The following is a 23240-nucleotide window of genomic DNA, read 5'->3' on the forward strand; positions in this document are numbered from 1 at the left end:
ACCCTTGGCCCACAGATACGTGCCGCATGCGCCGCGTGTTCAGAGTCCGGGCGTCACAGTCCGGCCGAGTCCAGCGCGGACTGCAGGGACTGCTTGTAGCCGGTGCTGGTGTACGTGGCGCCGGACACCATGTCGATGTTCGCGCTCTGCGCGGCCAGCGCCTCACGCCGCAGCTGGGGCAGTGCGTAGCTGTTGATCTCCTGGTCACGCGGGTTGTCCGACGGGTACTGCACGGCCGTCACGTCCGTCAGCCTGCCGCTCTTGATCGTCACCCGCACCTGGACCGGACCCCAGCGGGTCTGCACGGTGTCGCCGGTGGCGGTCCTGGAGACGCCGCCCTTCGTGCCCGAGGCGGAGCCGCCCGATCCGCCCGACGACCCGCTGGATCCACTTGATCCGCTCGATCCACTTGAGGGGGCCGAACTGCTCGCCACCGTGGGCGACTTGGTGCCGGCCGTGGCCAGCGCGGGGCTCGTGTGCGGCTTCAGCGAGAGCAGCAGCACCATGCCGGAGACGGTGGCGGCGCTCGCGAGCACGATACGGCGCAGGGGACGGCTCTTCTTCAACGCGTGCACGTGGACAACCTCACAGCTCGAACGACTCGTGGTGGATACGGCGGTCCGGCACCCCGGCCGCCCGCAGCGCCTGGTACACGTCCTGCGCGAAGCCGTGCGGCCCGCAGATGTAGACGTCGTGGCCGGCGAGGCCCGGGAAGGTCGCGCGCAGGGAGTCCGCGGTGATGGCCGGACGCTCGCCCCGGGGACCGTTCAGCGCGTACAGCACCTGGGCGCCGCGCCACCGGGCGATCGCCTCCAGCTCGCCGCCGAGCGCCAGGTCCTCGGCACTGCGCGCCCGGTACAGCAGGGTGACCTCGCCGGGCAGCGTCTCGAACAGGGCGCGCAGCGGGGTGATGCCGACACCGGCCGCGATCAGCAGGGAGTGGTGGCTGGTGGCGCGGTCGGCGGTCATGGCGCCGTACGGGCCCTCCGCCCACACCCGGGTGCCGGGCCGCAGCAGGGCGACGGCGGCGCTGTGGTCGCCGAGCGCCTTGACCGTGATGCGCATCAGATCCGGGCGCGGTGGCGCCGACAGCGAGTACGGCGTCGACGTCCAGCCCAGGCCCTCGCCGAGGAACCGCCAGCGGAAGAACTGCCCCGGCCGCGCCCCCAGCTCGTCCAGGTGCCGCCCGCGCACGACGACCGAGTACACGCCCGGCGCCTCCTTGCTGACCGAGTCCACCCGCAGCCGGTGACGGCGGTTGAGCCGGACCGGAGCGAGGATCCGGTACCACAGCACCAGGGCCGCCACCCCGCCGTACAGCACGTACCAGGCGGCGGTCGCCACCGGCTTGCCGTTGAACTCGTTCCCGAGGGTCAGCTGGTGGAAGAAGGCCAGGAAGACGGCCGCGTACGTCAGCAGGTGGACGTAGTACCAGAACTCGTGGCTGGTCCGGCGGCGCACCGCGCGGGCCGAGGTGATGCCGACCGCGAAGAGGATCAGCGTGCCGGCGGTGGCCTTGAGCATGTCCGGGTAGTCCAGCACGACGGTCACCGCCTCGTGCCAGAGCGAGGCCCGGTCCTGGGCGGCGTACCCGGTGAGGATCAGCGCGATGTGCGCCACGAGCAGGCACACCGTGTACCGGCCGGCCATCGCGTGCCAGCGCGCCACCCGGTCCGAGCCGATCCGCCGCTCCAGCAGCGGCACCCGCGCCATCAGGCCGACCAGCACCGCGCAGGCGTACCCGCACAGCAGTCCGGCGATCCGCCCGGCGCCGGTCAGCCACCCGGCCGTGCCGACCACGGACCCGGTGTCCGCCCACCAGAGCGCGACCACGGCCGCCGCCCCGGCCCACAGCGCGGCCAGCACAGGTCCCGCGGGGGAGCGCCGTGCGGTCAGGGGCGGGGCCGCCCGCCGCACATCCACGGTGGTCATCAGTCGCTGTCCCTTCGTCCGTCGTACCGGGCCACTGTGCGGCGCAAAGCTCTGAGGGACCTCTGAGCGAGACCCTGACCAGGCCTTTTGAGAGCAGACTCAGAGCTGGTTCTCAGACTGGGTTCAGCGGACCTGAGAGCCCTCAGAGAAAACTCAGAGCGGAGGCGGTGCCGCGCATCCCGCCAGATGGGTGATGCTGGGAGGCGCGATGAACACCACCCGTTCCGGCCGCCCGGCCCTCACCCGCCCCGACGGCACCCCGCTGCGCGTCCTCGTCGTCGACGACGACCCCGACCTCGCCGAGGTCCTCACCGGCGCCCTGCGCTACGAGGGCTGGGAGGTGCGGGCCGCCGGCGACGGCGCCGCGGCGCTCAGCACGGCACGCGAGCTGCTGCCCGACGCCGTCGTCCTGGACGTGATGCTCCCGGACACCGACGGCTTCGCCGTGCTGCGCCGGCTGCACGAGGTGAAGCCGGACGTCTGTGTGCTCTTCCTCACGGCACGGGACGCGGTCGAGGACCGGATCGCGGGCATCACGGCGGGCGGCGACGACTACGTCACCAAGCCCTTCAGCCTGGAGGAGGTCGTGGCCCGGCTGCGCGGCCTGCTGCGCCGGGCGGGCATGGCCCGGCAGCAGGAGGACGGGCCGCGGCTGGTCGTGGGCGACCTGGTGATGGACGAGGAGGCCCGCGAGGTCACCCGGGGCGGCGAACTGATCGAACTCTCGCCCACCGAGTTCGAGCTCCTGCGCTTCCTCATGCGCAACCCGCGCCGCGTGCTCAGCAAGGCGCAGATCCTCGACCGGGTCTGGTCCTACGACTTCGGCGGCCGGGCCCATGTGGTCGAGCTGTACATCTCCTACCTGCGCAAGAAGGTCGACGCGGGGCGCGAGCCCATGATCCACACCGTGCGCGGGGCGGGCTACGTCCTGAAACCGGTGACCAGGTGAGCCGCCGGTCCCTCTCGAGCCGCCTGCGCCGGCTGCCCCGCCCCCGCACCCTGCGCGCCCGGCTCAGCGCGGGCCTGGTCGTCCTGCTCGCCGTCAGCTGCGCCGCGGTCGGCGTGGCCGCCGTCGTGGAACTGAACGGCTTCCTCACCCGCCGGCTCGACCAGCAACTGGCACAGACCGGGCCGGCCTTCCCGCAGAGCCTGGAGCACGGCACCTACAAGCCCTCCGACGGTGACGGCGACGAGCACGGTGACACCCGCCGGCAGGCCGCCGAGACGTTTGGCGCCCGCCTGGTGAAGGGCCAGGTCACCAGCGCCGCGGTCGTGCCCTCGGGGGAGAACTCCGACCTCGGGGTCGACCTGACCGCCTCCGATCGCGCGGCCCTGGCCGCGGTCCCGGTGGACGGCACTGGCCACACCGTGTGCCTGTCCCATCTGCACCACTACCGGCTGATGGCCTGGCCGGGCCGCGACGGAGACGTGCTGATCACCGGGCTGCCGACCGAGCCGGTACGGTCCGCCGTGCAGCGCCTCGAACTGGTCTCCGTGATCGTCTTCGGCCTGGCCCTGACCGCCACCGGCGTGGCCGGCGCCCTCTGGGTCCGCTGGTCGCTGCGGCCCCTCAGCCGGGTCGCCGCCACCGCCGCCCGGGTCAGCGAGCTCCCGCTGGCCAGCGGCGAGGTCGCGCTGCCGCCACGCGCCCCGGACGCCGACCAGGGCACCGAGGTCGGCCGGGTCGCCGCGGCCTTCAACCGCATGCTCGGCCACGTCGAGGACGCGCTGACCAAGCGGCACGCGAGCGAGGAGCGGCTGCGCCGCTTCGCCGCCGACGCCAGCCACGAGCTGCGCACCCCGGTCGCCTCGGTGCGCGGCCACGCCGAGCTGGCCCTGCTGCATCCCGGCCCGGTACCGCCGGAGGTCACCCGCGCCCTGCAGCGCATCACGGCCGAGTCCGCCCGGATGGGCCTGATGGTCGACGACCTTCTCCTGCTCGCCCGCCTCGACGCGGGCCGCCCTCTGGAACGCCGGCCCGTCGACCTGACCCACCTGGTCCTGGACGCGGTCACCGACGCCCGCGCCGCGGGTCCCGGCCACCGCTGGACCCTGGACCTGCCCGAGGACCCGGTCACGGTCCCGGGCGACGCCCACCGTCTCCAACAGGTGTTGGCCAACCTGTTGGCCAACGCGCGTTTGCACACGCCCGTCGGCACCAAGGTGACTGTCACCCTGGAGGCCGACGCCGACGCGGCCCTCCTCTCCGTCCACGACGACGGCCCCGGTGTCCCCGAGGAGGTCCAGCCCGGCGTCTTCGAACGCTTCACCCGAGCCGAACACCGCCGACCCACCGGCGCCTCGGGCTCCGGCGCGGGCCTCGGCCTGTCGATCGTGGCGGCGGTGGCGGCGGCGCACGGGGGAAGTGTGGAGCTGGAGAGCAGCCCGGGTTCCACGACGTTCACGGTGCGGCTTCCGGCGAGCTGACCCCTTCAGTACCGGGTCAGGGCCGTGGCTCCGTCCACCGTCCCGATGGCGATGTGCGGCTTCCGGTCCGGCTCCGCCCACTGAAGGATCTGCCGCATCGCGTCCTCCGGCACCGAGACACAACCGGCCGTCGCCGCCTGCCCGTTCACATGGAGGAAGATCCCGGCCCCGCGCCCCCGCACCGGCTGGTCGTAGTTGAAGCCGATGACGAGACCGTACGCGTACTGGGTGCTGTAGGTGATCAGGTGCTCGGACTCCGAGGCCCGGCAGTCGGCGGGCAGCGGATCCACCCAGCGGTTGTAGGCCGCGGAGTCGTTGTCCTGGCACCACCAGGAGCTCTCCCGCACGGGGCGGTACACGACCTTCGTCCCCTCCGGCGCCGCCTTGATCCCGAAGGCGAACGGAAGGTCGTACAGCCCGGTCGGCGTGGTGTCCGTGCCCTGCTGGCGCGAGCCGCCCTCGGTGAGTCCCTTCGCCCCGAACCGGGCCGGCGCGGAACCGGCCTGCACCCACTGTCCGTCCCGCAGGTCCCACCAGGCGACGGTCCCCGAGGTCGAGCCGGTGTCCGGTGCCTGGGCGGTGATCAGCTGGCTGCCGCCGCCGGTGTCGGCCATCCGCGTGGGCAGGGGCTCGGATCCGGGACCCGGTGCGAAACCGAGCACGGCGAGCGAGGAGGCGGAGACGAGAGCGAGTACGACACCGGGGCGCATGGCTCAGACGGTAGACGGGGGCAGCGGCAGCGGCAGCCCGGGTAGTCCGTCCAGGCTCGTCGCGATGTGCTCCTTCTTCTCGAAGTAGGCGCTCAGCGAGGCGTCGTCCTCGCGCGCGAACCGCTTCCCGTGCAGCTCGCGATCGCTCTCGTAGGCCATGTAGGGGACGGCGTACCCGCAGCTGTCCCGGACCAGCTCCGCGTGGACGACGATGACCGCGCGCAGCCCGTGTCGGCTCGGGTCGATGTCCGGGAAGTGAGCGAGCAGCTCCATGAAGCGCGGGTCGTCCCGGAAGACCGGCTCGCCCCGGCCGTGCACGCGCACGATGTTCGGCGGGCCCTGGAAGGCGCACCACATCAGGGTGATCCGGCCGTTCTCCCTGAGGTGCGCGACGGTCTCGGCGGTGGACCCGGCGAAGTCCAGGTAGGCCACGGTCAGTTCGTCGAGCACCGCGAACGAGCCCTTGAGGCCCTTGGGTGAGAGGTTGACCGTGCCGTTGCCGGACAGCGGGGCGGTCGCGGTGAAGAAGAGGGGTTGCTCCTCGATGAAGGTCCGGAGCCTGCCGTCGATGCGCTCATAGGTCTTTCCCATGTCTGACGAGTATCGACGCGATTCCTTCGGCTGTCTAAGGAAATTGCGGAAGAGTCCGCCATCCGGACCCGCGCACCGATCTCACCGTGGCCGCCCCGGCCGGCGCTCGTCGGGGCGGCCACGGCTGCCTGCTACGTCACTTGGTGAGCGTGCAGGCGGCCAGGGTGTCGAGTCCGGTGGGCTTGGTGGTGGTGCGGCCGATGGCGATGGCGATGCGGTCGATGGTGGAGACGCGTTTGTCCTTGAGGGGTCCGAGGATGGCGTTGTTGACGAAGTTGGGTCCGCCTTGGCCGACGGTGGTCTGGAGGCGCTTGTTGGCTTCCTGGATCTGGGTCTGCAGGAGGGTGAGGTTGCGGTCGACCTCGGCCTTGGCGGTGGCGGGGACGGCGGGGAGCCTGGAGGCGACGTCGGGGCAGGTGATGGTGCCGGCTCCGGCGGCGCCTGCGGCCGTCGTACCGGCACCGGACTGCTGGGTCGCGGCCGTGCTCGGTGCGGCGGCCCCGCCGCCCGCCGCCCCGCCGCCCGCCGCCCCGCCGCCCGCTGCGCCGGTGCCGCCGGCGTTCAGGGTGCAGGCGGCCAGGGTGTCGAGTCCGGTGGGCTTGGTGGTGGTGCGGCCGATGGCGATGGCGATGCGGTCGATGGTGGAGACGCGTTTGTCCTTGAGGGGTCCGAGGATGGCGTTGTTGACGAAGTTGGGTCCGCCTTGGCCGACGGTGGTCTGCAGGCGCTTGTTGGCTTCCTGGATCTGGGTCTGCAGGAGGGTGAGGTTGCGGTCGACCTCGGCCTTGGCGGAGGCGGGGACGGCGGGGAGCCTGGAGGCGACGTCCGGGCAGGTGATGGTGCCGGGGCCGGAAAGGGTGCGGGCCTGTGCCGCGCCGCCGCTCCTGGCAGGGGTTCCGGCGAGGGCCGAGCCCGCGATCAACGCGCCGGACAGTGCCACGGCGGCGGCGCCGCCGATGACCGCCACGCGACGCTTGTTGTACTTCGGAAGAGCCCTGGACATACGGATGCCTCACTCGGTCGGGAAGTCGTGGGTTGCAACGCGGCGCCTGCGTTCACCGAGGAATACGGGAAAGCGGTTTCCCCTGTTCAAAGGTCCCCGCGATTGACGAATCATGCAGAGCTCTGCATACTCATGCATGACAGCGTGCGCAGTGTGAGGAGAAACCCGTGACCGAGCGCGTCGTACTCGCCTATTCGGGCGGTCTGGACACCTCCGTCGCCATCGGCTGGATCGCCGAGGAGACAGGCGCCGAGGTCATCGCCGTCGCGGTGGACGTCGGCCAGGGCGGCGAGGACCTGGACGTCATCCGCAAGCGCGCCCTCGCCTGCGGCGCCGTCGAGGCCGAAGTGGCCGATGCCAGGGACGAGTTCGCCGAGGAGTACTGCCTCCCCGCGATCAAGGCCAACGCCCTCTACATGGACCGCTACCCGCTGGTCTCCGCCCTCTCCCGGCCGGCGATCGTCAAGCACCTCGTCGCCGCCGCCCAGAAGCACGGCGCCACCACGGTCGCCCACGGCTGCACCGGCAAGGGCAACGACCAGGTCCGCTTCGAGGCCGGCATCGTCGCCCTCGCCCCCGACCTGAAGTGCATCGCCCCGGTCCGCGACTACGCGATGACCCGGGACAAGGCGATCGCCTTCTGCGAGGCCAAGCAGCTCCCGATCGCCACCACCAGGAAGTCCCCGTACTCCATCGACCAGAACGTCTTCGGGCGCGCGGTCGAGACGGGCTTCCTGGAGGACATCTGGAACGCCCCGATCGAGGACATCTACGAGTACACCGCCGACCCGGCGCAGCCCCGCGAGGCCGACGAGGTGATCATCACCTTCGAGGAGGGCGTCCCGGTCGCGATCGACGGCAAGCCGGTCACCGTCCTGCAGGCCATCCAGCAGCTCAACGAGCGCGCCGGCGCCCAGGGCGTCGGCCGGATCGACATGGTCGAGGACCGCCTCGTCGGCATCAAGTCCCGCGAGGTGTACGAGGCTCCGGGCGCGATCGCCCTGATCACCGCCCACCAGGAGCTGGAGAACGTCACCGTCGAGCGCGAACTCGCCCGCTACAAGCGGCAGGTCGAGCAGCGCTGGGGCGAACTCGTCTACGACGGCCAGTGGTTCTCCCCGCTCAAGCGCGCCCTGGACGGCTTCGTCGACGAGGCCAGCCGGCACGTGACCGGCGACATCCGCATGACCCTGCACGGCGGCCGGGCGGTCGTCACCGGGCGCCGGTCCCAGGAGTCGCTGTACGACTTCAACCTCGCGACCTACGACACGGGCGACACGTTCGACCAGTCCGCGGCCAGGGGCTTCATCGACATCTACGGCCTGTCGTCGAAGATCGCCGCCCGGCGGGACCTGGCCTGAGTACGGTTCGTCCATCCACCCTCTCTCTAGGAGCAGCGCAAGTGAGCAGCAACAGCGGTGACGTACGGCTCTGGGGCGGCCGTTTCGCCGACGGTCCCGCCGAGGCCCTGGCGAAGCTGTCCGCGTCCGTCCACTTCGACTGGCGGCTCGCGCCGTACGACATCGCCGGTTCACGTGCCCACGCGCGCGTGCTGCACAAGGCCGGCCTCCTCACCGAGGACGAGCTGCAGCGCATGATCGCCGGGCTGGACCAGCTGGAGGCCGACGTCGCCTCCGGCGCGTTCGTGGGCACCATCGCCGACGAGGACGTCCACACGGCCCTGGAGCGCGGCCTCCTGGAGCGCCTCGGCCCGGACCTCGGCGGCAAACTCCGCGCCGGCCGCTCCCGCAACGACCAGGTCGCGACCCTCTTCCGGATGTACCTGCGGGATCACGCCCGGACGATCGGCGGCCTGATCGCCGACCTCCAGGACGCCCTGATCGGCCTGGCCGAGGCCCACCCGGACGTCGCGATGCCCGGCCGCACCCACCTCCAGCACGCCCAGCCGGTGCTCTTCGCCCACCACGTCCTCGCCCATGTCCAGGCCCTGTCCCGGGACGCCGAGCGGCTGCGCCAGTGGGACGACCGTACGGCGGTCTCCCCGTACGGCTCCGGCGCCCTCGCCGGCTCCTCCCTGGGCCTGGACCCGGAGGCGGTCGCGCAGGACCTCGGCTTCGAGCACGGCAGCGTCGGCAACTCCATCGACGGCACGGCGTCCCGTGACTTCGTGGCGGAGTTCGCCTTCATCACGGCGATGATCGGGGTCAACCTGTCCCGGATCGCGGAGGAGATCATCATCTGGAACACGAAGGAGTTCTCCTTCGTGACCCTGCACGACGCGTTCTCCACGGGCTCGTCGATCATGCCGCAGAAGAAGAACCCGGACATCGCCGAGCTGGCGCGCGGCAAGTCCGGCCGCCTGATCGGCAACCTGACCGGCCTGCTGGCGACCCTCAAGGCCCTCCCGCTGGCCTACAACCGCGACCTGCAGGAGGACAAGGAGCCGGTCTTCGACTCCTGCGACCAGCTGGAGGTCCTGCTCCCCGCCTTCACCGGCATGATCGCCACCCTCACGGTCAACCGCGAGCGCATGGAGGAGCTGGCCCCGGCCGGCTTCTCGCTCGCCACCGACATCGCCGAGTGGCTGGTCAGGCAGGGTGTGCCGTTCCGCGTGGCCCACGAGGTCGCGGGCGAGTGCGTCAAGGTCGCCGAGGCCGAGGGCAAGGAGCTGGACGACCTCACGGACGAGCAGTTCGCGAAGATCTCCGCGCATCTCACCCCGGAGGTGCGTACGGTCCTCAACGTGCCGGGCGCCCTCGCCTCCCGCAACGGCCGCGGCGGCACGGCACCGAGCGCGGTCGCGATCCAGCTGTCCGAGGTGAAGGCGGACGTGGCGGCCCAGCACGTTTGGGCGGACGTGGAGAAGCGGAGCTGATCCAGCGCCCCTCATCCCCGCGCCCCTGAGGGGCGCGGGGAACTGCGCGAGCAACCACAGAGCACCCGCACTCGCCGACGCACCGCAAGTCCCGAGCTCTCAGGCGCCCCGGCTCCCCAAGCGGAGCGTCATCGCGGGTTACGTTGGTCGGAAGCCGTACCGGAGCCGACCGAACGGAACCCGCGATGCCCTTCTCCCGCCTCGCCACCGCCACCACCCCCACCTGTCACATCGGCCTCGGCCTGGCCGCAGTAGGTCGCCCCGGCTACATCAACCTCGGCCGCGAAGAAGACCTCGGGGAGAACCGCAGCGCTGACGCGCTGCGCACCCGCACCCACGAACTCCTCGACGCCGCCTACGCCCAGGGCGTCCGCTACTTCGACGTGGCCCGCTCCTACGGCCGCTCCGAGGAGTTCCTGGCCGACTGGCTGAACACCCGCCCCGACATCGACGACGTGGTCATCGGCAGCAAGTGGGGCTACACCTACACCGCCGGCTGGTCGGCGGACGCCGAGACGCACGAGGTCAAGGACCACAGCCTCGCGGCGTACGAGCGGCAGCGCGCCGAGACCGACGCCGTGCTCGGCGACCGGCTCGACCTCTACCAGATCCACTCGGTGACCCCGGACAGCCCGGCCCTCACCGACAAGGACCTGCACGCCCGGCTCGCCGAGGCCGCCGCCCAGGGCCTGACCATCGGCTTCTCCACCAGCGGCCCCGCCCAGGCGGACGCGATCCGCGCCGCCCTCCAGGTGACCACCGACGGCGAACCCCTCTTCCGTACCGTCCAGTCGACGTACAACGTGCTCGAGACCTCGGCGGCGCCCGCGCTCGCCGAGGCGCACGACGCCGGCCTCACCGTGATCGTCAAGGAGGGCATGGCCAACGGCCGGCTGGCCGCGCCGAACGCCCCTGAGCTGCTCAGGGCCGTCGCCGGGGAGACCGGCCTCGGCTGCGACGCGGTGGCGCTCGCCTGGATCCTGCGCCGGCCCTGGGCGGGCGTCGTGCTCTCCGGCGCCGCGACGGTCACCCAGCTCGTCTCCAACCTCCACGCGCCCGCCGTCGACCTCGACGCGGACCAGTTGACCCGCCTCGCCACGCTCGCCGAGGACCCGCCCGCCTACTGGGAGCGGCGCGGCCAGCTGCCCTGGCACTGACGGTCACCCTTTCCGACCAGCGACTATGAGTCACATGTGCCCAGTGTGAGACAAATCTGTCTCATATGGTTTACCCTTGTCTCATGGCTCTTGATCGTGACCAGGTGCTGCGCAGTGCGGCCGCGCTGCTGACCCGCAAATCCACCGCGACCATGGACGAGGTCGCCAAGGCCGCCGGGATCAGCCGGGCGACCCTGCACCGTCACTTCGCCGGGCGCGACGCCCTCGTCCGGGCGCTGGAGGCGCTCGGCATCGAGGAGTGCGAGGCGGCGGTGGACCGGGCCCGGCTGGACGAGGGACCCGCGAGCGAGGCCGTACGCAGGCTGGTGCGCGAGATCCAGCCCGCCGCCGGACTGCTCGCCTTCCTGTACGGCGAGAGCCAGCTGTGGGAGGGCGACCGGCAGAACGAGGGCTGGCTCCGCCTGGACGCCCGCATCGGAGCGGTGTTCCAGCGCGGACAGCAGGCGGGGGAGTTCCGTATCGACCTCACCCCGGTCTGGCTCACCGAGGCGCTGTACGGCCTGACCGCCTCCTGTGCCTGGGCCGCCCTGGACGGCCGCGTGGCCGCCCGGGACTTTCCGACGATGGTCGCCGAACTGCTGCTCGGCGGCGCGCTACGAAGAGAGGAATCATGACCAGCACCCTGCAGCCGGCCGCGACGACGCAGGCGGTGACGCGCCCGGGCCGCTGGCTCGCGCTCTCCGTTCTCGTCCTGGCCGTGCTGCTGGTGGCCGTCGACGCCACCGTCCTCGGACTGGCGACCCCCTACATCAGCGAGGACCTGGGCCCTTCCGGCACTCAGCTCCTGTGGATCGGCGACGTCTACTCCTTCGTCATCGCCGGCCTGCTGGTCTCCATGGGCAGCCTCGGCGACCGCATCGGCCGCAAGCGGATCCTGCTCGGCGGTGCCACCGCGTTCGGCGCGATATCGGTCCTCAACGCCTATGCCACCACACCGGAGTTGATGATCCTGGCGCGGGCGCTGCTCGGTGTCGCGGGCGCGACCCTGATGCCCGCCACCCTCGCCCTGATCCGCAACCTCTTCCACGACCCGCGCGAGCGCAGCCTCGCGGTGGGCATCTGGGGCGCGACCGCCTCCGCCGGCACGGCCGTCGGCCCGATCACCGGCGGCTTCCTCCTCGAGCACTTCTGGTGGGGCTCGGTCTTCCTGATCAACCTGCCGGTGATGGCGGTCCTGGTCCTGGTCGGCATCCGCACCCTGCCCGAGTCCCGCAACCCGAACCCCGGCCCCTGGGACCTGATCAGCGTCGTCCTGTCGCTGGTCGGCATGATCGCCGTCGTGTACGCGGTCAAGGAGGCCGCCACGCACGGGTTCACCCGGCCGGTGCTCGCCACGGCACTGCTCGGCGCGACGGCCCTGTACGGGTTCGTCCACCGCCAGCTCGCCATGCCGACCCCGCTGCTGGACATGCGGCTTTTCCGGCGCCGTGGCTTCAGCGGGGCGGTCCTCGCCGACCTGCTGACCGTGCTCGGCATGTCCGGCCTGGTGTTCTTCCTCTCCCAGTACCTGCAACTCGTCCAGGGCAGGCGCCCGTTCGAGGCGGGCCTGGCCGAACTGCCCGCCGCGGTCGGCGCGGTGGCGGCCGGCCTGGTCGCGGGCCGCGCGGCCCGCCGCTTCTCGGTCCGCGCGGTGGTCTCGGGCGGCCTCGCGGCGGTCGGCCTGGCCCTGGCCGCGCTGACGGCACTCGGCCGGTCCACCGGCTACCCCGTACTCGGCGCCGCGCTCCTGGTCGTGGGCATCGGCGCGGGCTTCTCCTTCACGGTCACCGCCGACGTGATCCTCTCCAGCGTGCCCAAGGAACAGGCGGGCGCCGCCTCGGCGGTCTCCGAGACGGCGTACGAACTGGGCGCCGCCCTGGGCATCGCCCTGCTCGGCTCCATCGTCACGGGCACCTACCGCGACTTCACCGGCCCGGCCGGCACCCCGCCCCAGGCACACGAATCACTGGGCGCGGCGGTGGAGGCGGCAACAAGAATGCCCCCGCACACGGCGGAGGCACTCCTGACCGCGTCCCGGGACTCCTTCGTCCACGGCCTGCATCTGGCGTCGGGCGCGGGAGCGGCGGTCCTGCTGGGAACGGCGATTGCGGCGTGGTTCTTGCTGAAGGGGCAGAAGCTGGAAGGAGCCGGGTGAGTGAAGCGCCCCGAAAGGGGCGCGGGGAACTGCGCGAGAAGCGACCACTCACCCGCACTCGCAAGCCGGCGGGAACTTCTACGGCGACTAGGCGGCTTTTGCCTTCGTCGCGTACATGTCTACGTACTCCTGCCCCGACAGCCGCATGACCTCGGCCATCACGGAGTCGGTCACCGCCCGCAGCACGTACCGGTCCCGGTCCATGCCCTCGTACCGGGAGAACTCCATCGCCGCACCGAACCGCACGGTCACGCGGCCGGGCCGCGGCATCCCCGCCCCGCCCGGCTGCAGCTTGTCCGTGCCGATCATCGCGAAGGGGACCACCGGCGCGCCCGTCATCAGCGTGAGACGGGCGATGCCGGTGCGGCCACGGTAGAGGCGGCCGTCGGGAGACCGCGTGCCCTCCGGATAGATGCCGAAGATCTTGCCCTCTTCGAGGACGCGCCGCCCGGTCATCAGCGCTGCCACACCACCGCGCCCGCCGTCCCGGTCCACCGGGATCATGCCGACGCCCGTGAAGAACCACGCCATCAGCCGCCCCTTGAGGCTCTTGCCGGTGACGTACTCGTCCTTGCCGATGAAGAAGACCTGCCGGTCGCACACGAGCGGCAGGATCATCGAGTCGATGAAGGTGAGGTGGTTGCCCGCCAGGATGACCGGGCCGTCCCCCGGGATGTTCTCCACGCCCTCCACCTGTGGGCGGAACATCAGGCGCATGATCGGTCCGAGCACTGCCTTGATGAGCGCGAAGCGGGACAACGGGTCCTCCGATGTCGAGGGGTCGATATGAGTCTGTGCAGGTGAGGACATTACTCGCGGCCCCAGGCACGGCGCACATCGGGTACGGCCGGTTCACCGAGGTCTTACGAAGTGTTGACGCGGGTTTACCTGCGGTGACGCCTCGGGGACGGGCCGTAACACCGCGGAGACGGTGTGACGGAGATCGCGCGAAGCCCTCACCCACTCGGCCGCCCCGCCCTTCCCGCGGGTACGACGGGCCGTCACCACCCGGCTCCCACAGGACATACGGCGTCACCCGGGTGTTCCGGCGAGGGACTCCCTTCGGTCATGTGCACGCTCCTACGATCGGCCCGCATGCACGAGCGGACGGCAGGAGGGCGCTGATGGGCAGCGACCAGGAGAACCAGAAGACCCAGGGCGCCGGGCGGCGGGCGATCCTCGGCGCGGCGGTGTTCGGCGTGAGCGGAGCGGCCCTCGGGCTGCCGGGCGCGGCCGAGGCCGCCGAGAACCGGCCGGCCGGACCGGGCGGCCGGGGCCTGAAGAGCCTGCCGGTGCCGACGATCATCGGCCACCGCGGCGCCGGCGGCTACCGCCCCGAGCACACCTTCGGCTCGTACGACCTGGCCCTGGACCTGGGCGCCGACGTCGTCGAGGCCGGTGACCTGGTGCCCACCAAGGACGGCCATCTGGTGTGCCGGCACGAGCCGGAGATCGGCGGCACCACGGACGTCGCCGCGCACCCGGAGTTCGCCGACCGCAAGACCACGAAGATGCTGGACGGGGTCGCCACCACCGGCTGGTTCACCGAGGACTTCACGCTCGCCGAGCTGAAGACCCTGCGCGCGGTCGAACGCATCCCGGCCAACCGGCCGCACAACGCCCTCTACAACGGGCGCTGGGAGATACCCACGTTCGAAGAGGTCCTGAAGTGGCAGGACGAGCAGACCCGCAAGCGCGGCAAGCAGGTCTGGATCTACCCCGAGACCAAGCACCCCACCTACTTCCGCAAGCTGGGCCTGGGCCTGGAGGAGCGGGTGGCGAAGCTGTTGCACAAGTACGGCAAGGGCGGCCGGAACTCGCCCGTGATCCTGCAGTCCTTCGAGCCCAGCAGCATCCAGAAGCTCAACCAACTGGTGGACAACCCGCTCGTCGTGCTGCTCTCCTCGGCGGACAGCCGCCCCTACGACTTCGTCGAGGCGGGCGACCCGCGGACGGTCGCCGACCTGATCACACCCAAGGGCCTCAGGGAGATCGCCGGCTATGCCCAGGGCATCGGCCCGACCCTGGACCTCATCATCCCGAAGGACGCGAACGGCAACCTCACCAAGCCGACCACCCTGGTCTCCGACGCGCACAAGGTGGGCCTGGTCCTGCACCCCTACACCATGCGCAACGAGAACCCCTTCCTCCCGGCCGAGTACCGCAAGGGCAGCACGGCCGACGGCTACGGCGACCCCTTCGGCGCCTTCAGGACGTACTTCGCGACCGGCATTGACGGTGTGTTCACCGACAACGCCGACACCGGCGTGCTCGCCCGCGGCGACTTCCTGGCCGGCTGACCACGTCAACCGACAGTCCTTTTGTCACCTCGTTCGGGGTGACTGTGCGCCGCCCCGGAAACCCGCTGCCGGGGCGGCGCGTCGTTCCGCATATGACGCACGACTTGGTAGCCACCCTGGGTCCGCTGCTCACCGCCGAGGCCTCGGCCGAGGCATATGCCGCCGGGAGCGAACCGGGCGACCTGGAGCAGGCCGTCTGGCTCCGCCTGCTGGAGCGGCTGGAGACCGACGGGCCGCCGCCGGACCCGCAGGGCTGGCTGCGCCGGGCCGTGCGGGCCGAGGCCCGCCGCAGCCGCCGTACCACCCGCCGGGAGTGCCCGTACGGCGCCGAGCCGGCCGACGACGCCCGTACCGATCCCGAGAGTCACGTCCTCGCCGCCGCCCGGTACCGCGCGCTGCGCGACGCGGTGCGCCGGCTGCCCGGCCGTTGCCCCCGGCTCATCGAGGCCCTGTTGTCCCCGAAGGACCTGACATACCGGGAGATCGCGGGGGAGTTGGGTATCTCACAGGGCAGTCTCGGTCCGGAACGCTCCAGATGTCTGGGATGTCTGCGCCGATTGCTCACGCCGGAGGTTGCGGCCCGCGAAGTGCGGGGATAGGAGTGAGGGACGACAGGTGATCAGGTGAGCGGGAGGCGTGCGCACATGGGCATGAGCGTGACCATCTCGGTGGCGACCGAGCAGGACGCGGAGCAGATCTTCAGGCTCCAGTACCTGTGCTTCCAGAGCGAGGCGGCGCTGTACGGCAACTACCGCATCGACCCGCTCGTCCAGACCCTGGACTCCGTCCGCCAGGAGGTCGCCTCCGACTGCGTCTTCGTCGCCCGGCTCGGCGAGGAGGTGGTCGGCTCGGTGCGCGGCAAGGTCACCGAGGATGGCGCCGCCGCCATCGGCAAGCTCTGTGTCCACCCGCGCCTGCAGGGCCACGGCATCGGGGCGCGGCTGCTGCGCGCGGCCGAGGCGGCGCTGGCCGAGGAGCGCGGCGCCACCCGCTTCCGCCTCTTCACCGGCCACCGCAGCGAGGGCAGCCTCCGCCTGTACCGCCGCTCGGGCTACGAGACGGTGGGCCGGTCGAAGGGTGCCGACGGAGTCGAGCTGATCGTCCTCGAAAAGCAGGCGGGGACGTACGCGGCTACGGCGTGACGGCGCTCTGGGCCTTCCGCAACCAGTACATGGCGGAGACCGGCAGCAGCACCGGGATGAAGATGTACCCGGCTCCGTAGTACGACCACACGGTCGCGTCCGGGAACGCCGAGCGGTCGGCCAACGTCCACGTACCGACGATCAGCACACCCGCGAGCTCGGCGGCGCAGCACACCAACGCCGCCCGCCGGGCCGTCTCCCCGCCCCGGATGAGCGTGTACGTGATGAACCCGTACACGACACCGGCCACCGCGGACAGCGCATAGGCGAGCGGCGCCCGGTCGAACTCCGTGCTGATCTGGTACGCGGAACGCGACACCGCGCCCACCACCATCACGCCGTAGAACCAGACGAGCAGCATGCCCGGCCCGCTGATCAACCGGGCCGGCTTCTCCTCCACCGCCGTCATCTCGGCCTCAGCCTCCCCAGATGTCATAGAGCCGCACCTCCAGCACGGCCAGCACCACACCGCCCGCGGCGACGGTCACCGAGCCCCACTTGGTCCGCTCGGCGAGGGACATGAACCCCGCCGCCGGAACGCACGCGAACGCGCCCAGCAGATACGCCACGAAGATCGTCGTGCCCTGCGCCGGCTTCTCGCCCCGCGCCAGCTGCACGATCCCGACCACCAGCTGGACCACGGCCAGCACCGACACCACGGCCATGCCGATGAAGTGCCAGTCCTTGGTCGGCTGGTCCCGGTAGGCGGCCCAGCCGCACCAGGCGGCGAGCAGCAGCGCGGCGACCCCGGTCACCAGCGTCAGGGCATTGAGCATGCGGTGACCTTATTACGGCGGAAACGGGCGCCGGCCGCCGACCCCGCCCGAAGGCCATGGGGTCTAGACCACATCGTAGGGTCCAGGCATGACGATCCACGCGCACGCCCTCCTGTTCGACAACGACGGCACCCTCGTCTCCTCCCTCGACTCCGTCCAGCGCTGCTGGACCCGCTGGTCCCGTGAGTACGGAATCACCGCCGAGCAGTTCGGCCGCGTGGCACTGCACGGACGGCCCGCCGCCGAGATAGTCGCCGACCTGCTGCCCGCCCACCTGGTGCCGGAGGCGGTCGCCCGGGTCGAGCAGCTGGAGGTGGACGACGTACCCGGCGGAGGTGTGCGACTGCTGCCCGGCACGCAGGACTTCCTCGACTCGCTCCCCGCCGACATCTGGGCCGTCGTCACCTCCGCCACCCGGCGGCTCGCCGAGGCCCGGCTGGACGCCGTCGGCATCCTGCCCAAGACGCTGATCGCCGCCGACGACATCACGCGCGGCAAGCCCGACCCCGAGCCCTACCTGCTCGCCGCCCGGCGACTCGGCGTCGACCCCGCCCACTGCGTCGTCTTCGAGGACGCCCCGGCCGGACTCCAGGCAGGTCGCGCCGCCGGAATGACCACCGTGGCGTTGGCCACAACCCACCGGGCGGAGGAACTCGACGCCGACCTCGTGGTGGAGGACCTGTCTGCCTTGTCCGCACTGGTCACCGACCGGGGCGTGGAGATCTCCGTCCGCCGCTGAGTGCCGGGACGGGACTGTCCGCCGCTGTCCACTATCCGGACAGCGGCGGCCGGTCAGGACCGTGGGTCTGGTTTACTGATCGCATGACCACGACGAGCTGCCGCACCCTTGCGACCGAGGCGACCATGACGCCCGGTGCTCGTTGTATGTGTCGCCTGATGTGCCGAATGTGAGCCTTCCAGAGGGCCCCCGCATCAGCTGAGCCTCGCGCCCCGAAGCGAGAGCCGTGGCATGTCCGTGCGCCGCATCCGTACGACACGCTCCGTACGAGACGCACATCCACTCCTCATGCCTGACCGCATGCACACGTGCCCGGGCACACCCACGCCCGCGCAACCGACAGTGACGGAAATCCTGTGATCACCACCTCGGGCCTGACCAAGGTCTACCGCTCCCGCGGCCGTGAGGTCACCGCCCTCGACGGCGTCGATCTCCACGTCCGCGAAGGCGAGGTCTACGGCGTCATCGGCCAGTCCGGCGCCGGCAAGTCCTCCCTCATCCGCTGCGTCAACCTGCTGGAGCGTCCCACCTCCGGCACCGTGACCGTCGCCGGGCAGGACCTCACCGCCCTCGCCGGCCGCGGCCCGCGCGCCGGCAAGGAGCTGCGCCGGGCGCGCAGCCGCATCGGCATGGTCTTCCAGCACTTCAACCTGCTCTCCTCGCGGACCGTGCAGGACAACGTCGAGCTGCCGCTGGAGATCCTCGGCAAGTCCGGCAAGGAGCGCTCCCGCAAGGCGCTGGAGCTGCTCGACCTGGTCGGCCTCGCCGACAAGGCCAGGGCCTACCCGGCCCAGCTCTCCGGCGGACAGAAGCAGCGCGTCGGCATCGCCCGCGCCCTCGCCGGCGACCCCAAGGTGCTGCTCTCCGACGAGGCCACCAGCGCCCTCGACCCCGAGACCACCCGCTCCATCCTGAAGCTGCTGCGCGACCTGAACCGGCAGCTGGGCCTGACCGTCCTGCTCATCACCCACGAGATGGACGTCGTGAAGGCGGTCTGCGACTCCGCCGCCCTCATGGAGAAGGGCCGGATCGTGGAGTCCGGCACCGTCAGCGAGCTGCTGGCCACCCCCGGCTCCGAGCTGGCCGCCGCGCTGTTCCCGGTGAGCGGTGAGCGCACGGGCGACGACCGGACCGTCATCGACGTCACCTTCCACGGCGAGGCCGCGACCCAGCCGGTCATCTCCCAGCTCGCGCGCACCTACAACATCGACATCTCGATCCTCGGCGCCGCCATCGACACCGTCGGCGGCCTGCAGATCGGCCGGATGCGCATCGAACTGCCCGGCCGCTACGAGGACAACGTGGTGCCGATCGGGTTCCTGCGCGAACAGGGCCTGCAGATCGACGTGGTGGGCCAGGAGGGCCAGAAGTCCGTGCTGGTGAAGGAAGGTGCCAAGTGACCTGGTCGGAGATGCAGCCGCTGCTGTCGCAGGCGTGTACCGAGACGTTCCAGATGGTGTTCTGGTCCACCCTGATCGCCGTCGCCGCCGGCCTCCCGCTCGGTATCCTCCTCGTCCTCACGGACCGGGGCGGCCTGCTGCAGAACGTCCTCGCCAACAAGGTGATCGGCCAGATCGTGAACATCGGCCGGTCCATGCCGTTCATCATCCTGATGGTCGCCCTGATGAGCTTCACGCGCTGGGTCACCGGGACGACGATCGGTACGACCGCCGCGATCGTGCCGCTCGCCATCGGCGGCATCCCGTTCTTCGCCCGGCTGGTCGAGACGGCTGTCCGCGAAGTGGACAACGGTCTCGTCGAGGCCGTCCAGTCCATGGGCGGCAACACCTGGACGATCGTCCGCAAGGTCCTCGTCCCCGAAGCCCTGCCCTCGCTGATCGCCTCCACCACCACCACGGTCATCGCGCTCATCGGCTACTCCGCCATGGCCGGCACGGTCGGCGGTGGCGGCCTCGGCGACCTCGCCGTCCGCTACGGCTACCAGCGCTTCGAGACCGAGCTGATGTGGATCATCGTCGCGATCCTCGCCGTCGTCATCTCCCTGATCCAGTCCGCCGGCGACTTCGCGGCCCGCTCCCTGCACCGCCGCGGCGGCCGCTCCGGCCCGGCGCCCAGGCTCCGCCTGCTCAAGGCCAAGGAGCCCGCCGCGGCCGACGTCAGCAAGGCCGCGTAAGCCGCGGCGCTTTTGAGACTCCCCGTTTACCCATACACGGGGTCGCACCACCCTTAAGGAAAGGCACTTTTCGTGCGTAACACCGCCAAGCTCACCACCGCCGTCCTCGCCGCCGGAGCCCTCACCTTCGGGCTGACCGCCTGCGGCTCCGGCAGCTCCTCCGCCTCCCACGACTACAGCGGCCCGCTCGTCGTCGCCGCGAGCCCGACCCCGCACGCCGAGATCCTGAACTTCGTCAAGGACAAGCTGGCGAAGAAGGCGGGCCTCGACCTTCAGGTCAAGGAGTTCACGGACTACATCACGCCGAACACGGCGACCGAGGACGGCTCGGTGGACGCCAACTACTTCCAGAACCAGCCGTACCTGGACGACTTCAACGCCAAGCGCGGCACCCACATCGTGCCCGTCGTCACGGTGCACCTGGAGCCGCTCGGCCTGTACTCCCACAAGGTCAAGAAGGCCGACGCCCTGAAGAGCGGTGCGACCATCGCCGTCCCGAACGACGCCGTCAACGAGGCCCGTGCCCTGAAGCTGCTCGCCGCCAACGGGCTCATCACCCTCAAGCCCGGCGCCGGCAACGAGGCCACCCCGCAGGACATCGCCAAGAACCCCAAGAACCTCACGTTCAAGGAGGTCGAGGCGGCCCAGACCCCGCGTTCCCTGGACGACGTGGACGCCGCCGTCGTCAACGGCAACTACGCCATCTCGGCCGGTCTGAAGCCCGCCAAGGACGCGATCGTCCTGGAGTCCGCCAAGAACAACCCGTACGCCAACTTCCTCGCCGTGAAGAAGGGCAACGAGAAGGACCCGCGGGTCGAGAAGCTCGCCAAGCTCCTCGTCTCGCCCGAGGTCAAGAAGTTCATCGAGGACAAGTACCAGGGCTCGGTCATCCCGTCCTTCTGAACCGCCCGGCAGCTCTGACGGCACGTATACGGCGTTTCGTGACGCACGGGGTCCACTCCCTCACCCGGGGTGGACCCCGTCGTGCGGTTCAGTGGTTTCATGCTGCATGCTGGGCAGTTCGCAGGCCCTGAAGGTTTTCCGAAGTTACGGAGCGGCGCATGACTGGCACCTTTCCCAACGTCTCCATCAGCACGGAGCGGTTGGTGCTGCGCCCCTTCGAGGAGTCCGACATCGAGGCCTTCGCCGAGATGATGAACGACGAACTGGTCACCACCTGGACCTCCGTCCCCCAGCCCTACACCGAGGCCGACGCCCGGCACTGGATCACCGAACTCGCCCCGGCCGAACGCACCGAGGGCCGCGGCATCGTGTTCGCCGTCGACGAGTTCCTCACCCAGCGCCTCGTCGGCATCGTCCATCTGCAGAACACCAACTGGCGGGTGCGTGCGACGGAGATCGCCTACGTCATCGCGCCATGGGCCCGCGGCGAGGGCTACGCCTCCGAGGCCGCCCTGGCGACCGCGCAGTGGCTGTTCCACGACCAGAAGTTCGAACGCCTGGAGCTGCGCACCGCCGCCGACAACACCGCCTCCCAGCAGGTCGCCCAGAAGATCGGCTGCATCAGCGAAGGCGTCCTGCGCGGCGCCTGGATAGCCCGCAGCAGGACCGGCGAGGGCACCTGGGCGGATGTCCGCACCGACGTCATCGTCTGGAGCCTGCTGCCGGAGGACCTGGCCGGGGCCGGCGAGCAGCCGGCCGACACGGGCGGTTTCACGTCCTACTCGGACTGGAACTGATCCCTCCGCGCCTCACCAGGTACCCTCACGGAGCCCGCACACGGGCTCCATCCCCCTGACGAGCTGCGAAGACCTGGAGAGATACGACGATGGCCGACCGGGTCACGGTGATCGGCTGGGACGGCTCGCCGCTGACCGACGCGGCACGCGCCGCCCTCGGCGCCGCCACGCTCGTGGCGGGCGCGGCCCACCACCTGGCGCTGCCCGAGGTGCCACCCACCGCCGAACGCATCCGCCTGGGCAGCGTCGCGCTCGCCGCCCGCCGGATCGCCGCCCACCGCGGCACCGCCGTCGTGCTCGCCGACGGCGACCCCGGCTTCTTCGGCGTCGTACGCACCCTGCGCGCCCCGGAGTTCGGCCTCGAGGTCGAGGTGGTCCCCGCCGTCTCGTCCGTGGCCGCCGCCTTCGCCCGCGCCGGCATGCCCTGGGACGACGCCCAGGTGGTCGTCGCCCACCCGCGCACCCTGCGCCGGGCCGTGAACGTCTGCCGCGCCCACACCAAGGTCGCCGTCCTCACCTCACCCGGCGCCGGACCCGCCGAACTCGGACTCCTGCTGGAGGGCGTCCACCGGACCTTCGTCATCTGCGAGGAACTGGGCACCGAACGCGAGCAGGTCACCGTCGTCACGTCAGAAAAGGCCGCCGACCACACCTGGCGCGACCCCAACGTGGTCATCGTCATCGGCGGCCCCGTGGCGGCCGGTGACAGCGGCGGCTGGATCGCCGGGCGCGACCCGGGCGCCGGCCCGCGCGGCTGGGTGCAGCCCGACGCGTCGTACGGCGACGGACCCGGTGGCGGCCTCGGCGAGGGCGAGAGGGAGCTGCTGCGCGCCGCCCAACTCGCCCGCCTCGGGCCCCGGGCCGGCGACCTGGTCTGGGACATCGGCAGCGGCTCGGGCGCGTTCGCCGCCGAGGCCGCGCGCGCCGGAGCGGCCGTCATCGCCGTCGACCGGGACCCGGGCGCCTGCCTCCGCACCGAGGCGGCCGCGCGCCGGTACGGCGTCCAGCTCCACGTGGTCCAGGGCACCGCCCCGCACGTCCTGGAGAACCTGCCCGAACCGGACGTCGTCCGGGTCGGCGGCGGGGGAGCGGCCGTGGTCTCCGCGGTCGCCGACCGGCGCCCGCAGCGCATCGTCACGCACGCCGCGACCCGCGACGCGGCCGAACTCGTCGGGCGCGACCTGACCGAGCACGGATACCGGGTCGAGTGCGCGCTGGTGCAGTCCGTCGAACTCGACACCCGCGCCTGGACCGAGACCGAGCGGAGTGTCGCGTTCCTGCTCAGCGGCGTGCTGCCGGATCGCGCCCCGTGATCCTGTTGTCGTACTGCGCGCGGTAGGCTGGCCGATCGTTGTGCCACACCGGGCGGCCCGGAACTTCGTTCGTCAATATCCGGAAAGCACGCCCGTTTTGGGGTGGGTGTGGTACTGCGGAACCGGAGGACGCGCAACGTGGCGCAGTCCACAGCGGGCTGTCGCGGATCATGCTGTCGCGACGGCGCGACGGCCGGGACAATGCCACTGAATGGCTTTGTCGCCTTTTCCGGCGGGTCGTTCGTGCCGCTGGGCACGGACGCTCGTTCTTCACTACGGGCGGTCGGTGCGCCGTTCCGGGTGAGCTGGTCGTAGGAGCACTAAA

General features: G+C 71.2%; 24 protein-coding genes. 16 read left to right on the forward strand and 8 right to left on the reverse strand.

Annotated features, from left to right (window positions below; translation table 11 throughout):
• Positions 1–53: 53 nt before the first annotated feature.
• Together ACWC2T_RS06325 and ACWC2T_RS06330 are read right to left on the reverse strand one after the other, a co-directional pair.
• Entirely contained in the window at positions 54–575 is a 522-nt protein-coding gene (locus ACWC2T_RS06325; protein ID WP_450669294.1) for an FMN-binding protein, read from the reverse strand.
• Positions 576–585: 10 nt separating this feature from the next.
• Entirely contained in the window at positions 586–1932 is a 1347-nt protein-coding gene (locus ACWC2T_RS06330) for a ferredoxin reductase family protein (RefSeq protein ID WP_450669295.1), read from the reverse strand.
• Positions 1933–2140: 208 nt separating this feature from the next.
• On the opposite strand from ACWC2T_RS06330, the gene ACWC2T_RS06335 reads away from it, so the two are divergent.
• Both ACWC2T_RS06335 and ACWC2T_RS06340 read left to right on the forward strand, forming a co-directional pair.
• A complete protein-coding gene (locus ACWC2T_RS06335; RefSeq protein WP_450669296.1) occupies positions 2141–2881 on the forward strand; it encodes a response regulator transcription factor in 741 nt (246 codons plus the stop codon).
• On the forward strand, positions 2878–4359 hold the full coding sequence (locus ACWC2T_RS06340) for a sensor histidine kinase (RefSeq protein ID WP_450669297.1): 1482 nt from the start codon (positions 2878–2880) through the stop codon (positions 4357–4359). Before ACWC2T_RS06335 ends, ACWC2T_RS06340 begins: the two co-directional genes overlap by 4 nt.
• A 5-nt stretch (positions 4360–4364) precedes the next feature.
• Here the strand turns inward: ACWC2T_RS06340 and ACWC2T_RS06345 are convergent, their stop codons facing one another.
• The 3 genes from ACWC2T_RS06345 to ACWC2T_RS06355 all read right to left on the reverse strand — a co-directional run bounded on the left by ACWC2T_RS06345 (position 4365) and on the right by ACWC2T_RS06355 (position 6663).
• A complete protein-coding gene (locus ACWC2T_RS06345) occupies positions 4365–5069 on the reverse strand; it encodes a L,D-transpeptidase family protein (RefSeq protein ID WP_450669298.1) in 705 nt (234 codons plus the stop codon).
• Between the two features lie 3 nt (positions 5070–5072).
• Positions 5073–5660 (reverse strand): pyridoxamine 5'-phosphate oxidase family protein, encoded by a 588-nt coding sequence (locus ACWC2T_RS06350; protein ID WP_450669299.1) that lies wholly within the window; start codon positions 5658–5660, stop codon positions 5073–5075.
• Between the two features lie 136 nt (positions 5661–5796).
• A complete protein-coding gene (locus ACWC2T_RS06355; RefSeq protein WP_450669300.1) occupies positions 5797–6663 on the reverse strand; it encodes a hypothetical protein in 867 nt (288 codons plus the stop codon).
• A gap of 167 nt (positions 6664–6830) precedes the next feature.
• On the opposite strand from ACWC2T_RS06355, the gene ACWC2T_RS06360 reads away from it, so the two are divergent.
• The 5 genes from ACWC2T_RS06360 (at position 6831) to ACWC2T_RS06380 (ending at position 12811) form a co-directional block, all read left to right on the forward strand.
• Positions 6831–8024 carry an argininosuccinate synthase gene (locus ACWC2T_RS06360; RefSeq protein WP_450669301.1) on the forward strand — a complete coding sequence of 398 codons (1194 nt, stop codon included), beginning with the start codon at positions 6831–6833 and terminating at the stop codon, positions 8022–8024.
• A gap of 41 nt (positions 8025–8065) precedes the next feature.
• A complete protein-coding gene (gene argH, locus ACWC2T_RS06365; RefSeq protein WP_450669302.1) occupies positions 8066–9499 on the forward strand; it encodes an argininosuccinate lyase in 1434 nt (477 codons plus the stop codon).
• Positions 9500–9684: 185 nt separating this feature from the next.
• Positions 9685–10656 (forward strand): aldo/keto reductase, encoded by a 972-nt coding sequence (locus tag ACWC2T_RS06370; RefSeq protein WP_450669303.1) that lies wholly within the window; start codon positions 9685–9687, stop codon positions 10654–10656.
• A gap of 83 nt (positions 10657–10739) precedes the next feature.
• Positions 10740–11291 (forward strand): TetR/AcrR family transcriptional regulator, encoded by a 552-nt coding sequence (locus tag ACWC2T_RS06375; RefSeq protein ID WP_450669304.1) that lies wholly within the window; start codon positions 10740–10742, stop codon positions 11289–11291.
• Positions 11288–12811: an MFS transporter gene (locus ACWC2T_RS06380; RefSeq protein WP_450669305.1), complete on the forward strand. Its 1524-nt coding sequence runs from the start codon at positions 11288–11290 to the stop codon at positions 12809–12811. Before ACWC2T_RS06375 ends, ACWC2T_RS06380 begins: the two co-directional genes overlap by 4 nt.
• Positions 12812–12898: 87 nt before the next feature.
• On the opposite strand, the gene ACWC2T_RS06385 is transcribed toward ACWC2T_RS06380, so the two are convergent.
• Complete coding sequence (locus tag ACWC2T_RS06385) at positions 12899–13570, reverse strand: lysophospholipid acyltransferase family protein (RefSeq protein ID WP_450669306.1); 672 nt, start codon at positions 13568–13570, stop codon at positions 12899–12901.
• 365 nt (positions 13571–13935) lie between these two features.
• Between ACWC2T_RS06385 and ACWC2T_RS06390 the strand changes: the two genes are divergently transcribed.
• From ACWC2T_RS06390 to ACWC2T_RS06400, 3 genes are all read left to right on the forward strand, one after another.
• Positions 13936–15111: a glycerophosphodiester phosphodiesterase family protein gene (locus tag ACWC2T_RS06390; RefSeq protein ID WP_450669307.1), complete on the forward strand. Its 1176-nt coding sequence runs from the start codon at positions 13936–13938 to the stop codon at positions 15109–15111.
• A 92-nt stretch (positions 15112–15203) separates the two neighbouring features.
• Entirely contained in the window at positions 15204–15710 is a 507-nt protein-coding gene (locus ACWC2T_RS06395; RefSeq protein ID WP_450669308.1) for a sigma-70 family RNA polymerase sigma factor, read from the forward strand.
• A gap of 45 nt (positions 15711–15755) precedes the next feature.
• A complete protein-coding gene (locus ACWC2T_RS06400) occupies positions 15756–16253 on the forward strand; it encodes a GNAT family N-acetyltransferase (protein WP_450669354.1) in 498 nt (165 codons plus the stop codon).
• On the opposite strand, the gene ACWC2T_RS06405 is transcribed toward ACWC2T_RS06400, so the two are convergent.
• Together ACWC2T_RS06405 and ACWC2T_RS06410 are read right to left on the reverse strand one after the other, a co-directional pair.
• On the reverse strand, positions 16243–16662 hold the full coding sequence (locus tag ACWC2T_RS06405; RefSeq protein ID WP_450669355.1) for a hypothetical protein: 420 nt from the start codon (positions 16660–16662) through the stop codon (positions 16243–16245). The genes ACWC2T_RS06400 and ACWC2T_RS06405 overlap by 11 nt on opposite strands.
• Before the next feature lie 7 nt (positions 16663–16669).
• Positions 16670–17029, reverse strand: a complete 360-nt coding sequence (locus ACWC2T_RS06410; RefSeq protein WP_450669309.1) for a hypothetical protein — start codon at positions 17027–17029, stop codon at positions 16670–16672.
• 88 nt (positions 17030–17117) lie between these two features.
• Between ACWC2T_RS06410 and ACWC2T_RS06415 the strand changes: the two genes are divergently transcribed.
• The 6 genes from ACWC2T_RS06415 (at position 17118) to cbiE (ending at position 22915) form a co-directional block, all read left to right on the forward strand.
• Positions 17118–17768 carry an HAD family hydrolase gene (locus ACWC2T_RS06415; RefSeq protein ID WP_450669310.1) on the forward strand — a complete coding sequence of 217 codons (651 nt, stop codon included), beginning with the start codon at positions 17118–17120 and terminating at the stop codon, positions 17766–17768.
• 356 nt (positions 17769–18124) lie between these two features.
• A complete protein-coding gene (locus ACWC2T_RS06420; protein ID WP_450669311.1) occupies positions 18125–19168 on the forward strand; it encodes a methionine ABC transporter ATP-binding protein in 1044 nt (347 codons plus the stop codon).
• Positions 19165–19902: a methionine ABC transporter permease gene (locus ACWC2T_RS06425; protein ID WP_450669312.1), complete on the forward strand. Its 738-nt coding sequence runs from the start codon at positions 19165–19167 to the stop codon at positions 19900–19902. The genes ACWC2T_RS06420 and ACWC2T_RS06425 overlap by 4 nt, the downstream gene beginning before the upstream one ends.
• Before the next feature lie 72 nt (positions 19903–19974).
• A complete protein-coding gene (locus tag ACWC2T_RS06430; protein WP_450669313.1) occupies positions 19975–20805 on the forward strand; it encodes a MetQ/NlpA family ABC transporter substrate-binding protein in 831 nt (276 codons plus the stop codon).
• A gap of 158 nt (positions 20806–20963) precedes the next feature.
• Positions 20964–21602 carry a GNAT family N-acetyltransferase gene (locus ACWC2T_RS06435; RefSeq protein WP_450669314.1) on the forward strand — a complete coding sequence of 213 codons (639 nt, stop codon included), beginning with the start codon at positions 20964–20966 and terminating at the stop codon, positions 21600–21602.
• Positions 21603–21691: 89 nt separating this feature from the next.
• Positions 21692–22915 (forward strand): precorrin-6y C5,15-methyltransferase (decarboxylating) subunit CbiE, encoded by a 1224-nt coding sequence (gene cbiE, locus ACWC2T_RS06440; RefSeq protein ID WP_450669315.1) that lies wholly within the window; start codon positions 21692–21694, stop codon positions 22913–22915.
• Positions 22916–23240 lie beyond the last annotated feature (325 nt).

Source organism: Streptomyces sp. NPDC001393, assembly GCF_053597455.1.

Bases quoted from the DNA above. Each gene is read 5' to 3' on its own strand.
- ACWC2T_RS06330 (WP_450669295.1), bottom strand. From the start codon at position 1,932: ATGACCACCGTGGATGTGCGGCGGGCGGCCCCGCCCCTGACCGCACGG.
- ACWC2T_RS06335 (WP_450669296.1), top strand. From the start codon at position 2,141: ATGAACACCACCCGTTCCGGCCGCCCGGCCCTCACCCGCCCCGACGGC.
- ACWC2T_RS06345 (WP_450669298.1), bottom strand. From the start codon at position 5,069: ATGCGCCCCGGTGTCGTACTCGCTCTCGTCTCCGCCTCCTCGCTCGCC.
- ACWC2T_RS06350 (WP_450669299.1), bottom strand. From the start codon at position 5,660: ATGGGAAAGACCTATGAGCGCATCGACGGCAGGCTCCGGACCTTCATC.
- ACWC2T_RS06355 (WP_450669300.1), bottom strand. From the start codon at position 6,663: ATGTCCAGGGCTCTTCCGAAGTACAACAAGCGTCGCGTGGCGGTCATC.
- ACWC2T_RS06370 (WP_450669303.1), top strand. From the start codon at position 9,685: ATGCCCTTCTCCCGCCTCGCCACCGCCACCACCCCCACCTGTCACATC.
- ACWC2T_RS06375 (WP_450669304.1), top strand. From the start codon at position 10,740: ATGGCTCTTGATCGTGACCAGGTGCTGCGCAGTGCGGCCGCGCTGCTG.
- ACWC2T_RS06380 (WP_450669305.1), top strand. From the start codon at position 11,288: ATGACCAGCACCCTGCAGCCGGCCGCGACGACGCAGGCGGTGACGCGC.
- ACWC2T_RS06390 (WP_450669307.1), top strand. From the start codon at position 13,936: ATGGGCAGCGACCAGGAGAACCAGAAGACCCAGGGCGCCGGGCGGCGG.
- ACWC2T_RS06395 (WP_450669308.1), top strand. From the start codon at position 15,204: ATGACGCACGACTTGGTAGCCACCCTGGGTCCGCTGCTCACCGCCGAG.
- ACWC2T_RS06400 (WP_450669354.1), top strand. From the start codon at position 15,756: ATGGGCATGAGCGTGACCATCTCGGTGGCGACCGAGCAGGACGCGGAG.
- ACWC2T_RS06405 (WP_450669355.1), bottom strand. From the start codon at position 16,662: ATGACGGCGGTGGAGGAGAAGCCGGCCCGGTTGATCAGCGGGCCGGGC.
- ACWC2T_RS06410 (WP_450669309.1), bottom strand. From the start codon at position 17,029: ATGCTCAATGCCCTGACGCTGGTGACCGGGGTCGCCGCGCTGCTGCTC.
- ACWC2T_RS06415 (WP_450669310.1), top strand. From the start codon at position 17,118: ATGACGATCCACGCGCACGCCCTCCTGTTCGACAACGACGGCACCCTC.
- ACWC2T_RS06435 (WP_450669314.1), top strand. From the start codon at position 20,964: ATGACTGGCACCTTTCCCAACGTCTCCATCAGCACGGAGCGGTTGGTG.
- cbiE (WP_450669315.1), top strand. From the start codon at position 21,692: ATGGCCGACCGGGTCACGGTGATCGGCTGGGACGGCTCGCCGCTGACC.